At 72.0% G+C, this 14,055-nt stretch carries 14 protein-coding genes; 3 read left to right on the top strand and 11 right to left on the bottom strand.

Annotated elements, in window-relative coordinates:
• Nucleotides 1-28: 28 nt before the first annotated feature.
• From MKK49_RS03965 to MKK49_RS03940, 6 genes are all read right to left on the bottom strand, one after another.
• Nucleotides 29-466, bottom strand: a complete 438-nt coding sequence (locus MKK49_RS03965; RefSeq protein WP_244026757.1) for a hypothetical protein — start codon at nt 464-466, stop codon at nt 29-31.
• A gap of 32 nt (nt 467-498) precedes the next feature.
• A complete protein-coding gene (locus tag MKK49_RS03960; protein ID WP_244026756.1) occupies nt 499-849 on the bottom strand; it encodes a type II toxin-antitoxin system PemK/MazF family toxin in 351 nt (116 codons plus the stop codon).
• On the bottom strand, nt 836-1,081 hold the full coding sequence (locus MKK49_RS03955; RefSeq protein ID WP_244026755.1) for a hypothetical protein: 246 nt from the start codon (nt 1,079-1,081) through the stop codon (nt 836-838). Before MKK49_RS03955 ends, MKK49_RS03960 begins: the two co-directional genes overlap by 14 nt.
• A gap of 68 nt (nt 1,082-1,149) precedes the next feature.
• On the bottom strand, nt 1,150-4,452 hold the full coding sequence (locus tag MKK49_RS03950) for an error-prone DNA polymerase (protein ID WP_244026754.1): 3,303 nt from the start codon (nt 4,450-4,452) through the stop codon (nt 1,150-1,152).
• Between the two features lie 22 nt (nt 4,453-4,474).
• On the bottom strand, nt 4,475-6,061 hold the full coding sequence (locus MKK49_RS03945; RefSeq protein WP_244026753.1) for a Y-family DNA polymerase: 1,587 nt from the start codon (nt 6,059-6,061) through the stop codon (nt 4,475-4,477).
• On the bottom strand, nt 5,973-6,770 hold the full coding sequence (locus MKK49_RS03940) for an ImuA family protein (RefSeq protein ID WP_244026752.1): 798 nt from the start codon (nt 6,768-6,770) through the stop codon (nt 5,973-5,975). Before MKK49_RS03940 ends, MKK49_RS03945 begins: the two co-directional genes overlap by 89 nt.
• A 265-nt stretch (nt 6,771-7,035) precedes the next feature.
• Between MKK49_RS03940 and MKK49_RS03935 the strand changes: the two genes are divergently transcribed.
• Nucleotides 7,036-7,878 (top strand): collagen-like protein, encoded by an 843-nt coding sequence (locus MKK49_RS03935; RefSeq protein WP_244026751.1) that lies wholly within the window; start codon nt 7,036-7,038, stop codon nt 7,876-7,878.
• Between the two features lie 83 nt (nt 7,879-7,961).
• Here the strand turns inward: MKK49_RS03935 and MKK49_RS03930 are convergent, their stop codons facing one another.
• Nucleotides 7,962-9,185: a TIGR03862 family flavoprotein gene (locus MKK49_RS03930; RefSeq protein ID WP_244026750.1), complete on the bottom strand. Its 1,224-nt coding sequence runs from the start codon at nt 9,183-9,185 to the stop codon at nt 7,962-7,964.
• A gap of 207 nt (nt 9,186-9,392) precedes the next feature.
• Here MKK49_RS03930 and MKK49_RS03925 point away from each other — a divergent pair, with 207 nt between their 5' ends.
• Complete coding sequence (locus MKK49_RS03925; RefSeq protein ID WP_244026749.1) at nt 9,393-10,400, top strand: TerC family protein; 1,008 nt, start codon at nt 9,393-9,395, stop codon at nt 10,398-10,400.
• Nucleotides 10,401-10,419: 19 nt separating this feature from the next.
• Here the strand turns inward: MKK49_RS03925 and MKK49_RS03920 are convergent, their stop codons facing one another.
• From MKK49_RS03920 to MKK49_RS03905, 4 genes are all read right to left on the bottom strand, one after another.
• Nucleotides 10,420-11,136: a hypothetical protein gene (locus MKK49_RS03920; RefSeq protein WP_244026748.1), complete on the bottom strand. Its 717-nt coding sequence runs from the start codon at nt 11,134-11,136 to the stop codon at nt 10,420-10,422.
• 28 nt (nt 11,137-11,164) lie between these two features.
• Nucleotides 11,165-11,923 carry an N-acetylmuramoyl-L-alanine amidase gene (locus MKK49_RS03915; protein WP_244026747.1) on the bottom strand — a complete coding sequence of 253 codons (759 nt, stop codon included), beginning with the start codon at nt 11,921-11,923 and terminating at the stop codon, nt 11,165-11,167.
• Nucleotides 11,920-12,645 (bottom strand): TerB family tellurite resistance protein, encoded by a 726-nt coding sequence (locus MKK49_RS03910; RefSeq protein WP_244026746.1) that lies wholly within the window; start codon nt 12,643-12,645, stop codon nt 11,920-11,922. The genes MKK49_RS03915 and MKK49_RS03910 overlap by 4 nt, the downstream gene beginning before the upstream one ends.
• 253 nt (nt 12,646-12,898) lie before the next feature.
• On the bottom strand, nt 12,899-13,168 hold the full coding sequence (locus MKK49_RS03905; RefSeq protein ID WP_056088870.1) for a hypothetical protein: 270 nt from the start codon (nt 13,166-13,168) through the stop codon (nt 12,899-12,901).
• A gap of 212 nt (nt 13,169-13,380) precedes the next feature.
• On the opposite strand from MKK49_RS03905, the gene MKK49_RS03900 reads away from it, so the two are divergent.
• Complete coding sequence (locus MKK49_RS03900) at nt 13,381-14,019, top strand: urease accessory protein UreE (RefSeq protein ID WP_244026745.1); 639 nt, start codon at nt 13,381-13,383, stop codon at nt 14,017-14,019.
• Nucleotides 14,020-14,055 lie beyond the last annotated feature (36 nt).

Here is a 14,055-nt window from a genome sequence, read left to right as displayed (position 1 = left end):
AGATGGGAGCGGGTTCCGGCCCGTTTCTTCATTCCGACGGGATGCGCCCGACGGAGCACAGGGTGCGGATCGATCCGGTCCGGTCGGTGTAGCAGCTCGCCGACCAGCCGTTCTGCTGGATGAAGGATTTTTTGCCCTCGCGGAATGCCGTGGCATGGGCCGTGGCGAGGGCCGCCTGCACGGAATCGGCGGAGACGCCCACCACGATCTGCCCGGCGACGGCGAGGTCCTGGAAATAGGCCGCCGAGGGGGTCGGGTCGCCGGAGGCCGCCTGGACGATGGGGTCGGCCCGGCAGGTGAGGTCGATCCGGATGCCGCCCGGCACCCGGATCTCAACGTCCGGCCCCTGCCGCCGCCCGGCCTTGCCGCCAATGGCGGATGCCACCCGAGCGGCGAGGCCGTCGCACTCGTCGGCGTGGGACGCCACGGTGGTGAGAAGCAGGAGGGCGAGGGCGGGGCGCAGCATGCGATGACTCGAGGTAAGGAGCGAAGCCCCTCTTACACGATCTGCAGGAATGCCTTCAGCTTCGCCTTCACCTCCTCGGTCACGGCTTCGGGGGCGGTCTCGACGAAGCGCGCCCCCCGCGCCGACCACGACAGGGCCTTGCCCTGGTCGGTGATGATCACGCCCCGGGTCTTGAGGTCCGGGGGCAGGGCGACCTCGTAGGGGTAGCCCTTGACGCGACTGGTGATGGGACAGGCGAAACAGCGTCCCGTCATGGAATTGTAGGCGCGCGGCGTCAGGATGAGGGCCGGGCGGGCATAGGCCTGCTCGGTGCCGGCCTGGGGCGAGAAATCCACGAACACGATGTCGTGGAGGTCGGGACAGTACGGGTCACCAGATTTCATCCCCGGCCGGTGGGCCCTCGAAGAGTCCGTCATGCTGGTTGTCCTGCGTGATGCCGGCCAGGAGTGCCTCGAACGTGTAGTGCGGTGGGGTCGGGATCGGCGTCACCACGAGTTTGCCGTCAGCAATGACGAGGTCGGCGGCCATGCCCTCGCGGGCGCCGATATCGGCCAGGGCCACCGCCGGGATGCGCAGGGCGAGGCTGTTGCCCCATTTCGCGAATTGAACGCGCATGTCGCCCTCCGTGTGTATCGTCATCGGATATACGTTTCGGGGCAGAGTCGTACAAGCCGACCGGCGTTTCAATGAAAGTCCCGGCTGCGATAGACGCGCCGGTCGGCTGGGGCCGAAAAATCCGTGGTCTCGGGGGGCAGGCGCAGGCCGCCCTCGCGCAAGGTGCGCAGCTCGGCGGTGAGATCGCGGAACCGTTCGGCCAGGAGATGGACCACGAGGCCCTGGCGCTGCACCCGTCCGCGCACGGCGAGGAAGCGGGCGCCCATGGCGATTGCCCGGTGAGCCTCGAACACCTTGGCCCACACGATGACGTTGGCGATGCCGGTCTCGTCCTCGAGGGTCAGGAATACTGTGCCGCGCGCCGTGCCGGGGCGCTGGCGGGTGAGCACGAGGCCCGCCACGGTGACGCGGGCGTTGTTGGGGACGCGCGTCGCGTCGTGGTGGTCGCGGGCGGGAATCGCGCCGATCCGGGCGAGCCGCGCCCGGAAGAACGCCACCGGATGGCCCTTCAGCGAGAGCCCCGTGGAGACGTAATCCGCCGCCACATGCTCGGAAGCCTCCATCGTGGGAAGGGCCACGGCGGGCTCGGCGCGGAACAGCCCGTCATCGGCGTGGAAGGCGAAGAGCGGCATCGGCGCTTCCAGGAGATGGGCGCGCCGGTCGGTGCCCTGGCGCGACGCGGCCTTGCGGCTCGATGTGCCCTCCAGCGTCCGCACCGCCCACAGGGCCGCGCGCCGGTCGAGGTCGAGGGAGCGGAAGGCGTCGGCTTCGGCGAGGCGCTCGAGGGCGTTGCGCGGCAGGGCGAGCGCCGCCTGCAGGCCCTCGATGCTGGCGTAGCCGTTTCCGCGCAGGGCCACGAGGCGGCGCATGGCCGCCTCCGGCGCGCCGCTCACCTGGCGCAGGCCGATCCGGACGGCGAGGCGCCGGGGAACCCCCGGGGGCGGAGGCTCGGAGGCCGGCTCCAGGGTGCAGTCCCAGTCGCTGGCGTTCACGTCGACGCCGCGCACCTCGACGCCGTGGGCGCGGGCGTCGCGCACGAGCTGGGCCGGCTGGTAGAACCCCATGGGCTGCGCGTTGAGGATCGCGGCGAGGAAGACGTCGGGGTGGCGGCACTTCATCCAGGCCGAGGCGTAGACGAGCAGCGCGAAGCTCGCCGCGTGGCTCTCGGGAAAGCCGTAGGTGGAAAACCCCTCGATCTGCTTGAAGCAGCGCTCGGTGAAGTCCCGCGGGTAGCCGCGCGCCACCATGCCCTCGACGAACTTGGTGCGGAAGTTCACGATCTCGCCGTTGTGCCGAAAGGTCGCCATGGCCCGGCGCAGGCCGTCGGCCTCGGACGGCAGGAACCCGGCCGCCGTGATGGCGATCTGCATGGCGTGTTCCTGGAACAGGGGCACGCCGTAGGTCCGCTTCAGGACGCTCTCCAGCTCGTCGGCATCTCCATGCTCGGGGGCCGGGGACGGGTAGACGACAGGCTCCAACCCCTGCCGCCGGCGCAGGTACGGATGCACCATGTCGCCCTGAATCGGGCCGGGGCGGACGATGGCGACCTGCACCACGAGATCGTAGAACTCCTGCGGCTTCAGGCGCGGCAGCATCGACATCTGCGCCCGGCTCTCGACCTGGAACACGCCGACGGAATCGGCCCGGCTCAACATCTCGTAGACGGCGTTATCCTTCGCCGGAAGATCGGCGAGCGTCGGGTAGTCATGCCCGTAATCGTGCCGCAGGAACTCCACGCCCCGGCGCAGGCAGCTCAGCATGCCGAGCGCCAGCACATCGACCTTCATCAGGCCGAGCACGTCGATGTCGTCCTTGTCCCACTCGATGAAGGTCCGGTCCGCCATGGCGGCGTTGCCCACCGGCACGGTCTCGTCGAGGCGCCCGCGCGTGAGCACGAACCCGCCGACATGCTGGGACAGGTGGCGCGGGAAGCCGATGAGGGCGTGGGCGAGGTCCAAGGCCTGCCGGATCGCCGGGTTCCTCGGGTCGAGGCCGGCTTGTTCGACGTGGGTGTCGGGCAGGTCGGCGCCCCAGGAGCCCCAGACGGTGTCGGCCATGAGGCCGGTGATGTCGGGGGTGAGGCCCAGTACCTTGCCGACCTCGCGGATGGCGCTTCGCGGCCGGTAGTGGATCACCGTGGCGCAGATGGCGGCGCGGTCGCGGCCGTAGCGGTCGTAGAGGTGCTGGATCACCTCCTCGCGGCGCTCGTGCTCGAAATCGACGTCGATGTCGGGCGGCTCGGCCCGGTTCTCCGAGATGAACCGCGCGAACAGCAGGCGGATCTCGGTGGGGTCCACCGCCGTGATGCCGAGGCAGTAGCACACCACGGAATTGGCGGCCGACCCCCGGCCCTGGCACAGGATGCCCTTGTCGCGGGCGAACTCGACGATGTCGAACAGGGTGAGGAAGTAGCGCGCGTAATCCATCTTCGCGATGAGGCGGAGTTCCTCCGCGATGGTGTTCGCGATGGCCTCGGGGATGCCGTCCGGGTAGCGCCACCGGGCGCGCTCGTGGACCTTGTCGGCGAGATAGCCCTGCGCGGTCCGGCCCGGTGGCACCGGCTCGTCGGGGTACTCGTAGCGCAGCTGGTCGAGGGAGAAGCCGCAGGCCTGCGCGATCTCCACCGTCCGGGCCAGTGCGTCCGGGTGGTCGGCAAACAGCCGCGCCATCGTGTCGGGCGGCTTGAGATGGCGTTCGGCGTTGGCCTCCAGCCGATAGCCGGCCTCGCGCAGGGTGCAGCCGGCGCGGATGCAGGCGAGGATGTCCTGCAGGGGGCGCCGGCCAGGGGCGTGGTAGAGGGCGTCCGACACCGCCACCAGGGGCGCGCCGAGGCGGTTCCCCCATTCGGCGAGGCGGCCGAGGCGGCGGCGCTCGTCGCCGCGATGATGATGGCTCCCGGCGAGGAACGTCCGCCCGGGCGCGGCCTCGGCGAGGGCCGCGAGGTGGTCGGCGAAGGCCTGGTCCAGGTCCTCCGGCGGCATCACGATGAGGATCTGGCCCTCGCTCGCCGCCAGCATTTCGGCGAAGGAGAACCGGCAGGCGCCCTTCTCCGAGCGACGGTTGCCGAGGGTGAGGAGGCGGCAGAGGCGGCCATAGGCCGCCCGGTCCATGGGATAGGTGACCGCCTCGAACCCGCATTCCGTCACGAGGCGCACGCCGACCAGGGTGCGGACGGAGGGCTCCCCGGCCTTGGCCCGGCGCAGGCCCTCCGCATAGGCGCGCACCACGCCCGAGACCGTGTTGCGGTCGGCGATGCCGATGGCGGCGAACCCGAACGCGGCCGCCGTCGCCACCATCTCCTCCGGGTGGGAAGCCCCGCGCAGGAAGGAGAAGTTCGTGGTCACGGCAAGCTCGGCGTAGGGCGGCGTCATGCCCCCGCCCGGAGGGGAAGCTTCACGCGAACATCCCGTGGATGAACCAGCCCGCCGCCTGGGTCTGGGGAGGAGTTTGCAACGGGGCAAGAGTGTTCGACGGGGCAACGGTTTGCGCCGGAGAAGGCGCCTGCCGGTAGATCCAGAGTCGCCGTCCGGCCTCATCCTCGACCACGTAATAGTCGCGGGTGGGGGCGCTGCCCGACCACCACTCCCCGGCGATGCGCTCGGGGCCGTCCGCGTGGGCGACCCGGTGCAGGCGCCGGCGCCAACGGAAGCGCTGGGGCGGGCCGTCGGGGGCCAGCACGTCCTCGGCTGCCTCGCTGCGGATGAGGAGGACGAGGGGGCGGGGCAGACCCGTGGCTCGCTCCGGCCGACGCAGGGCGACGCGGGTCACCCGCCACGGTTCGACGGCCTCGGCCCGCTCGGGCACGTGGCTCGCGTGCGGTGCGAGGTGCAGAATGCCGCGCCCCAGGCGCTGGCGCAGGGCGTCGGCGAGTCCGGACGCGCTCGCCCCCCTGCCGCGGCTCGAGAAATCCACCTGCCGGGCGGCGACGGGGCCGGTTCCCACCACGTCGAGGCGCACGGTCTCGAAGCCGAAGCCCGCATCGAGGGCGGAGCCGAGGCGGTCGAGGCGGAGATCGAGGAGGCGCCCCACCTGCACCGGGCAGCGGGTCGGCTCGCTCAACGCGAGGGCGAGGGTGCGGATCACGCCGTCGACCCGGTGCAGGGTGAGGCGGAGCGCGCGTGCGCCGAGGCCGGCCGCCTCCAGGCGCGGGGCCAGGGTCTCCATGAGGCGCGCCACTGTCGCGACGATGATGGCCTGATGGCCGATGGGGTCGAGGAACCCGCGCACGGCACCGAGCGCCGCCGGTTCGTCCAGAGGCACCAGGGGTTCGGGCCGGTGCCCGAGCGCCTGGTCGAGGCGCCGGATCAGCCCCTCGCCGAAGCGCCGGGCCAGGGGCGCGCGGGGGGCGTCGATCAGTTCGCCGATCCGGCGCAGGCCGAGGCGTCCCAGGGTGGCGGCCATCTCCGGTTCGATGCGCAGGGCGAGGACGGGCCGGTCGCGCAGGGCGGCCGCCTCGCCGCCGGCCGGCACGAGGCCGCCGGCGCCGTGGCGGGCCAGCGCGAAGGCGCAGCCGGGCGTGCCGGCGAGCGCCATGCGCGCCGGCACGCCGTTGGCGGAGAGCCGCCGGGCGAGGTCGGCCATCAGCCCGGCCTCGCCGCCGAACAGGTGGCTCGATCCCGCGACGTCGAGGAACAATCCGTCGCGTCCCTCGGCCTCGCCGAAGGCCGCCACGTTCGGCGTATAGCGCTTGGCCCAAAGGCAGAGGCGGTCGAGGGCCGCCGCGTCGGCCTCCGGATCGGCCGGATGGACGGACAGCGGCGTGCTCAGCCGGGCGCGGGCTCGGGCCAGGGGCTCGCCGGGGCGCAGGCCCAGCGCCCGGGCACGGGCATCGACGGCGGTGAGGCGCAGGCCCGTCGCCTCCCCGGCGGCGACCACGAGGGGAGTCGTATCTTCAGGGCCGTCCGCCGAGAGAGCCCGCGCCGCCCGCCTGAGGCGGGTGACCGGCCAATGCTCCAGCCAGACCGAAACGATGCGCGGCATGATCCCACTCCAGAAGCCAATCTCCCGTCCGTCCGTTGCGGCAGCGGTCGAGCCGCACCCGCCAGCACGGCCGCTCGATGCAGCCGAACCGGTCACGCAGAGCCTTGCCGGCGGCGATCCGCCAGCGGGTCGCGGCCACGTTGGGGCTCTCCGCCCCCGCCGGGCGCAGGACGAGGAGCAGCCCGTCCGTCCGTCCCCTGGCCAGATGCAGGCGCCGGCTCTGGGTCAGGGGCAGGCCGGCATCGACGAGGCCGGCCACCGCGGCCAAGCCCCCGGTGCGCAGGGCTTCCTCCAGGGCGCGATAGGCGTCGCTGTCGCTGCCCGCCTCGAACAGGAGCAGCCGCCCGGGGTCGAGTCCGAGGCCGGCGAGCCCGTGGCCGTAGGGCATCGGATGCCCCCTCGCGATGACGAGGAGGGCGTCGCCCGCGACCTCGGCGAGGCGCCGGGCGACGAGGGCGAGGGCGAAACCCAGGGCCGCCGGCTCGTCGCCCTCGGCCTCGGGGGCGACCTCGTGCAGGTGGCCGAGGCCGAGGCCGCCGCCGGGCAGGCCCCCATCGACGGCGTGGACCCCGAACGACAGGGTCTTTCGCGAGGTGGTCTGCGAGTCGTGGATCGCGATGCGCGTGCGCAGGGCTGCGAGCCGCGAACTGGCATCGCCGCACTCGCGGGGGGCTGCGTCCGGTCGGCGGGCGGGGGGGCTTGGCGTCATCCGGGCGGCTCCATGACCGGATGATAAGAACAAAACAGGAACATATTCAACCGATTTCCGGCGGCTGCGCGATCGGCCTGCGACCTCCCGGCGTTCCGTCCCTATCGCCAGAGGCTTGGCCTGTGGATGCATGCGGGCGGGCGGCCCGATGCGGCGAAGCCTGGATCCCAACTGCGGTCGACTACGTAGCTTGACCCTGGGGGGCGGGCAGGGCAGCACTCGTGACCGCCGCGCACGAGACGCGGGATCAGCCGGGAGAGAATGCATGCGCCTCGATCGCTTCCTCGTGGTCCTGTCGGGCCTGTTCGTGTGTGCCGGGACCGTTTCGGCCGAGGCGCAGCAGGCCAGGCCCCGCCGGGCGCAGGCACCGGTCCAGCCGATCCAGGTCTACGACGCGCGCTTCGAGAACGGGGATCTGCGCATCTCCGGCAGCGTGCGCAAACCCGGCCTCACCGTGATCCTCGACGACGACATCTCCGTCATCGCCGACAGCCGCGGCCGCTTCGTCTTCCGCCTGCCCCACATGCCGCACAATTGCGTCGCGACCCTGAAGGCGGGCGAGGATGAGCGCGAGGCCGTGGTGTCCAATTGCGGCCCCGTCGGCCAGCCCGGCCCGAAGGGCGAGGCCGGTGCCAAGGGCGAAGAGGGCGCCACCGGGCCGCAGGGCGTCGCCGGCCTGCAGGGCCCGCCCGGTCCGCAAGGCGTCGCTGGTCCCAAGGGAGAGGCCGGCGCCAAGGGGGAAACGGGTCCCAAGGGTGACACGGGTCTTAAGGGCGATACGGGGCCCAAGGGTGACGCTGGTCCCAAGGGTGACGCTGGTCCCAAGGGCGAGGCGGGCGTGAAGGGGGAAGTGGGCGCCCGAGGCGCGGCGGGTCCCCAGGGACCGGCCGGCGTGACGGGTCTGGCGGCCACGGCCGCGCCGTCGCCGTTCCGGGTGCTGCGCCCCGAATCCTGCCCGACCGGCGGCTGCGCCGTGACCTGCGAGACCGGCGAGACCCTGGTCTCGGCCTATTGCCTGCCCACGGGCAGCGCCACCATGAGCCGAGGCACGGGTGCATCGTGCCCGTCCGAGAGCCAGGGGCTGGTGGCCGTCTGCGGCCGCCTCTGAGCCCACTTCGCGCCGCGAGGAGTCCGACGCATCGCGGCGCGCCGCCACGACCGCGGCGCGGCGGTCGTCCGCCGGACCTCACATCAGCGGCGCGCCATCCAGGCGCGCATCCCCTCCGCCGCCGCCCGGCCGCTGGCGAAGGCGCCCTGGAGCAGGTAGCCGCCCGTGGGGGCGTCCCAGTCGAGCATCTCGCCGGCGACGAACGTGCCGGGGCGGGCGCTCAGCATGAAGCGGTCGTCGATCTGCCCGAACGGCACCCCGCCGGCGGACGAGATCGCCCGCGCAATGGGGCGCGGGGCCAGGAGGCGCAGGGGCGCGGCCTTGATGAGGGCGGCGAGGGCCGTTCCCTCGCCGGGAAGCGCGCGTCCCGCCGCCTCGCGCAGGAACCCCGCCGCCACGGGCGAGAGCCCGGCGGCCTTGCGCAGGCGGTTGGCGAGGGACTCGCCGGATCTCGACCGGTTCAGGGCCTGGGTCAGGGCGGCCTCCGGGAGGTCGGGGCGCAGGTCGACCGTGATGGCGATCCCCGGCCCACCGGCGAGGGCCGCCCGGATCGCGTGGGACGCGGCGTAGAGCGCGCCGCCCTCGATCCCCTCGGCGGTGATCATTGCCTCGCCGCGAACGCGCCGATCGCCCACCGCGAGGGCAATGCGCTTGAGGGGCTGGCCGGCGAAGCGCTCGGAGAACACCGGCGACCAATCGACGGAGAAGCCGACATTGGAGGCCTCGAGCGGCGTCACCGGGATGCCCTCGCCCTCCAGCACCGGCACCCAGGCGCCGTCCGAGCCGAGGCGCGGCCAGCTCGCGCCCCCGAGCGCCAGGAGCAGGGCGGCGGGACGGGCCTCGACCCGGCCCTCCGGCGTCTCGAACAGGACCGCGCCCGCCTCCGACCAACCGACGAAGCGGTGCCGGGTGCGGATTTTTACACCGAGGCCATCGAGGCGCGCGAGCCAGGCCCGCAGCAGGGGCGAGGCCTTGAAGCTCTCGGGGAACACCCGGCCGCTCGACCCGACGAAGGTCGGCTGGCCGAGATCGGCGCACCACGCCCGCAGGGCCTCGGGCGGAAAGCTCTCGATGGCCCGGGCGAGCGTTCCATCCTGCGGATGATAGCGGCCGAGGAATTCGGGCAGCGCCTCGGAATGCGTGAGGTTGAGCCCGCCGCGCCCGGCGATGAGGAGTTTTCGCGATGGCGACGGCATCCGGTCGTAGACGGTCACGGCGTGGCCGGCCCGCGCCAGCACCTCCGCCGCCATCAGCCCGGCCGGCCCACCGCCGATCACCGCCGGGCCGTTGTCGTGATGTCCCGTCATCCGAACTCCGCGCGATCCTCCGAGCTTCGTACCCCCGGCATGGCCGTCGCGCGGGTGCCCCTGTCAAGCGCCACCCTTGATTCGCGACCCCCCTGGCCCCAACTCGGGCCCATCGGCTGCGGGCCCCTCTGGCGGGATGCTCTGTGATGCGTTCCGTGATGTCGGAGCCGGTGCTTTCTCTCCTCAAGAAGCATCGACGGTCCGCGCATGGAACTTCTCACCTATGAATGGCTCGGCAAGCCGGTCTGGATGTGGCTCGGTTTCCACGCCCTGATCGCGGGCCTCCTCGCCTTCGACCTCGGGCTCCTGCACAAGGACAAGAACCACGAGATCGGCGTGAAGGAGAGCCTGCTCCTCACGGCGTTCTACTTCAGCCTCGGCCTCGTCTTCGGCGGTTGGGTGTGGTGGTATCTTGGGGCCCAGGCGGGTCAGGAATACGTGGCCGGCCTCGTGGTCGAGAAGTCGCTGTCCATGGACAACGTCTTCGTCATCGCCGTCATCCTCACGGCCCTCGGCATTCCCCGCGCCGCCCAGCACCGGGTGCTGGTCTGGGGCATCCTCGCCGCCGTGCTCCTGCGCGGGCTGATGATCGGGCTCGGTGCCGCCCTGGTGCATCAGGCCGCCTGGGTGCTGTCGATCTTCGCCGCGTTCCTCATCTTCGCCGGCCTCAAGATGCTGTTCTCGAAGGAGGAGGAGCCCGGCGACATCAACGAGAACCGGGCGGTGCGCTACCTCCAGAAGGCCTTGCGCATCACGCCCGAGCTGCACGGCCAGCGCTTCGTGGTGCGCAAACCCGATCCGAAGACCGGCAAGCTCGCCCTGTGGCTGACGCCGATGGCCCTGGCGCTCATCCTCGTCAACGGCGCCGACGTGATCTTCGCCGTCGACAGCGTGCCGGCGATCTTCGCCATCACCACCGACACCTTCGTGGTCTACACCTCGAACATCTTCGCCATCCTGGGCCTGCGCGCGCTCTACTTCGCCCTCGCCGCCATGGTGGACCGCTTCGCCTACCTCAAGACGGCGCTCGCCTTCATCCTGATCTTCATCGGCACCAAGATCGTGGTCGCCGACACGTTCGACCTCGTCCACGTTCCGGCCTGGGTGTCGCTGGCCGTCACCGTGGTGCTGCTGGTGGCCGGCGTCAGCTACAGCCTGTGGCGCACGCGGGGCGCGCCTTCGGAGGCGGAGAAAGCCGAGGCGCACCACGCCTGAGGGGGAGGGGGCGTCGCCCTCAACCCTTCCGGCCGTAGAGTCCCGTGAAGGTCACGTTCATGCCGCCGCAGGATTGATTGCTCTCCGCCTGCAGGAACGGTGGCACGAGGCGAAGGCGGACCTGACAGGCGAAGTCGTCGGATGATCCGAAGGGACGGGTCTGGCCGCCCGCTTCCGCTTCGGTGAAGCCGAGGCTCGATCCCGTCGGCCGCGCCGTCGCCTGGAACTGACCGGTGTTGACGGCGCCGCGCCGCACGCGTTCCGGGTCCTGCGTCCCGTAGGTGGCCTCGCCGACGAGGACGAGACTGTCGCCCTTGGCCACGATGGTGATGGTCTGTTCCGGTCCGCTCACCCAGGTGCCGACCCAGTCGGCGAGGGCCGGATTCGCGGGTGGTTCGATGTTCAGGGCGCTTCGCGCGATCCAGCCGCTGCGCGTCGCGCCCTTGGCACCGCGATAGGTGGCGCAGGCGAAATCCCGCAGGGTGCCGTTCACCAGCACCCGGTTGCCAGCCACCAGATAGGCCGCCTCGCGGCAGGCCGCCCGCGCCGACGGGCAGGCCTTGTCCTGCCACGTGGATTTCACGAAGGGGACGCGCTCAGGGCCGATCACCGTGGCGAGGCTGGCGGGCTGGCCGAAATCCGGGCCGTCCTGGCACGTGCCTGCCGGCTCCGCCTGGGCCGCCTGGGCGAGCAGAACGAGGCCGAGCAGGCCGGCGGTCGGGGAGCGGGACAGCATGAGGCCTTCTCTCGGGTGGTTTCGCGGCTCAGCCCCGGCCCGGCAGGGCGGCGATGAGGTCGCGCAGGGTCGTGATGGTGGACGCATCCGCCACCCCGTCCACCCGGGCGGGGCGGAAGTGGCGCTGGAACGCCGTGACCACGGCCTTCGTCCGGGGGTCGAAGGCGCCGGTCACGGGCAGGTCGTAGCCGTAGAGGGCGAACATCGCCTGAAGCGCCTCGATGGGCTGGCCCGAATCCCCCTGCGAAAAGAAGCGCCCGTCGCGGATCGGCGTCGGCACCACCCAATGGCCGATCCCGGCCCGCGCCAGAGCGTCCCACGAAAAATGCTCGCCGGGGTCCTCCTTGCGCTCGGGCGCGATGTCGGAATGGGCGAGCACCCGATGGGCGGGGATGCTCCAGCGTCCGGTGAGATCACCGCAGAGGGCGATCACCGAGGCGATCTGCGCCTCCGGATAGGCCGGCAGGCCGCCGGCATGGCCGCCGTTGACGATCTCGATGCCGAGCGACCGGGAATTGATGTCGGTGATTCCGGCCCAGGAGCCCCGGCCCGCGTGCCAGGCCCGGCGGCCCTCGGGCACCATCTGCACCACGCGCCCGTCCTCCAGCACCACGTAATGGGCCGAGACCTCCGCCACGGGGTTGGCGAGGCGCTGGAGGGCGGCCGCCGCGCTCTCCATGCCGGTGTAGTGCAGGATCAGAAGGTCGACGGGGCCGCTCCGGCGCTCGCCATGGTTGGGCGAGGGGTGGACGGAGGTGGCGAGCGGGCTCTCGGGATTCGGCTTCATCGCAAACCTCGCTCGGCGGCGATCCGGTCGTAGGCCGCGTTGATGGCGGCCAGCCGCCGGGTGGCGATGGTCACGGCCTCTGGCGGCAGGCCGCGCGCCATGGCCCGGTCGGGATGGTTCTCGATCACCAGGGCGCGGTGGGCCGCCTTGAGGGCGGCGTCGTCGACATCGTGGTCGAGGCCGAGCACGGCGTAGGGATCGTCCGAGAGGCTGACGTGGCGGGCGGCGATGCGCCGGAAGGCCGGCTCGTCGAAGCCGAAGGTCTCGGCCACGGCACGCAGGTAGCGCTCCTCGGCCTCGTGGATCGCCCCGTCGGCCTTGGCGATATGGAACAGGCCGTCGAGGACGTCCTCCAACAGGCCGGGCTCGTCGTGGAAGGTGGTGGCGAGCTGCCGGGCATAGGCCTCGAAGCCGTTGGACGTGCCCTTGGCGAGATCGAACAGGCGCTGAACCCCGGCGCGCTCGCGCTCGCCCACCTGCACGACTTGGGCGAACGCCTCGATCTCGGAGGGCGTCACCACGCCGTCGGATTTCGCCATCTTGGCGGCGAGCGCCACGAGGCCGGTGGTGAACACCACGTCGCGGGGCGTGGTCCCGAACAGGGCGCCCTCGCGATCGACGAGGAAATGGCCCGCGACCCCGCCGACGAGGCCGCCGATGGGCCCGCCGACGGCGAGGCCGAGGCCCGCACCCCCGAGTTTGCCCCAGATCCCGATGCTCATCGAGCGAATCTCGGGGCAGATCTCGGGGTGGACCTCGGGGCGAATCTCGCGGCCGGGCGCGGCAGGGCAGGGACGGGGAGCGGGGGCATCGGGCGGCCGGCAGTGAGGTGTCGCGAGGCGCCCTTATACCGGAGGGGTTTCGCGATGCGAGGGGGCACGCCCAAACAGAAGAAAGGGCCGAGGCGTGTGCCCCGGCCCTTCCCGAACCGCGTGGTCCGCCGCGCGCGAAGGCGCGGCATCCTGTAAGAAAGGCTCAGCGGCAGTACACGTCGCCGTAGGCGTCGCGGTAGGTGCCGTAGGGGCAGCGCGGGGCGGTGGAGGCGCCCACGATGGCGCCGCCGGCGCCGCCGATGGCCGCACCCGCCAGCGCGCCGCCGGCCCGGCCGGTCGCCGCGCCGCCGATGGCCGCACCGGCCAGGGCACCGAGACCGGCGCCGCCGAGCGCGCGATCCTCGGGGGTGTTGCAGGCGCCGAGCGACAGGGCGAGGGCTCCGGCGAGGGTGGCGGCGATGAGCTTCTTCATGATGCGAGACTCCCGTAGGCGTGGGTGGTGTCCGGTCTTGAGCCGGTCCGAAGCGAGGTTCGAGCTTAGCTATTCCGCACAAGGAATGCACGCAGTACGGCTAAGGTTCCCGCCATAGGGGCATCACGGCCGAGTTTTCGCCGGCTTTCCGTTCGCGGCCGAAACCCGCTAGGAGTGCGATCCGAGACGGGCCGTCCGACACCGAGGATTCCATGCTGCGCGCCACCACCCTGATCCGCAAAGCCGCCGTCCGCGCCGACGCCGTGGTCGATCGCGTCACCCTCGACCATGCCGCTCGCCAGGCGCTGCCCGCGACCCTGACGGGACAGGGCGGCCTCGGCTTCACCCCGGCGCTGGTCAAGGCGGCGTCCCTCGAGGACGGCGACGCCCTGCGGCTGGAGGACGGACGCCTCGTCCTCGTGGAGGCGGCGGGCGAATCCCTGCTGGAGGTGCGTGCCACCAACCCGGCCCGCCTCCTGCGCCTCGCCTGGCAGCTCGGCGGCAGTCACGTCCCGGCCGAGATCGCCGCCGAGGTGCTCTACGTCCCGGCCTCGGCCGCCGAACTCGTGCGCGGCCAGGGCTGCACCGGCACCCCTGTCACCCGGGCGTTCAAGCCGGAGCGCGAGGCCCACGATCACAGCCAGTGTGGGCACGATCATTCGCACGATCACGGGCCTTCCCATGCGGATCATGGCCATGCGGATCACGACCATGCGCACGCGGATCATGGCCCCGCCCATTCGCATGACCACGCCCACGAACACACGCATGATCATGGGCATTCCCACGGCCACGCTCATGATCACGCCCCCGTCCACGTGCACGGGCCGGACTGTAAGCACGATCACTGACCGCCCGCCGCGTTGAAGCTTTCGCGCTCCACCGCT

It is taken from the genome of Methylobacterium sp. J-090, assembly GCF_022829345.1.
In the GTDB taxonomy this organism is placed as follows: domain Bacteria; phylum Pseudomonadota; class Alphaproteobacteria; order Rhizobiales; family Beijerinckiaceae; genus Methylobacterium.
Note: the sequence above shows the minus strand (reverse complement) of the source record. Positions and strands in the feature narration are given on the sequence as shown.

Bases quoted from the DNA above. Each gene is read 5' to 3' on its own strand.
- MKK49_RS03965 (WP_244026757.1), bottom strand. From the start codon at position 466: ATGCTGCGCCCCGCCCTCGCCCTCCTGCTTCTCACCACCGTGGCGTCC.
- MKK49_RS03960 (WP_244026756.1), bottom strand. From the start codon at position 849: ATGAAATCTGGTGACCCGTACTGTCCCGACCTCCACGACATCGTGTTC.
- MKK49_RS03955 (WP_244026755.1), bottom strand. From the start codon at position 1,081: ATGCGCGTTCAATTCGCGAAATGGGGCAACAGCCTCGCCCTGCGCATC.
- MKK49_RS03950 (WP_244026754.1), bottom strand. From the start codon at position 4,452: ATGACGCCGCCCTACGCCGAGCTTGCCGTGACCACGAACTTCTCCTTC.
- MKK49_RS03945 (WP_244026753.1), bottom strand. From the start codon at position 6,061: ATGCCGCGCATCGTTTCGGTCTGGCTGGAGCATTGGCCGGTCACCCGC.
- MKK49_RS03940 (WP_244026752.1), bottom strand. From the start codon at position 6,770: ATGACGCCAAGCCCCCCCGCCCGCCGACCGGACGCAGCCCCCCGCGAG.
- MKK49_RS03935 (WP_244026751.1), top strand. From the start codon at position 7,036: ATGCGCCTCGATCGCTTCCTCGTGGTCCTGTCGGGCCTGTTCGTGTGT.
- MKK49_RS03930 (WP_244026750.1), bottom strand. From the start codon at position 9,185: ATGACGGGACATCACGACAACGGCCCGGCGGTGATCGGCGGTGGGCCG.
- MKK49_RS03925 (WP_244026749.1), top strand. From the start codon at position 9,393: ATGGAACTTCTCACCTATGAATGGCTCGGCAAGCCGGTCTGGATGTGG.
- MKK49_RS03920 (WP_244026748.1), bottom strand. From the start codon at position 11,136: ATGCTGTCCCGCTCCCCGACCGCCGGCCTGCTCGGCCTCGTTCTGCTC.
- MKK49_RS03915 (WP_244026747.1), bottom strand. From the start codon at position 11,923: ATGAAGCCGAATCCCGAGAGCCCGCTCGCCACCTCCGTCCACCCCTCG.
- MKK49_RS03910 (WP_244026746.1), bottom strand. From the start codon at position 12,645: ATGAGCATCGGGATCTGGGGCAAACTCGGGGGTGCGGGCCTCGGCCTC.
- MKK49_RS03905 (WP_056088870.1), bottom strand. From the start codon at position 13,168: ATGAAGAAGCTCATCGCCGCCACCCTCGCCGGAGCCCTCGCCCTGTCG.
- MKK49_RS03900 (WP_244026745.1), top strand. From the start codon at position 13,381: ATGCTGCGCGCCACCACCCTGATCCGCAAAGCCGCCGTCCGCGCCGAC.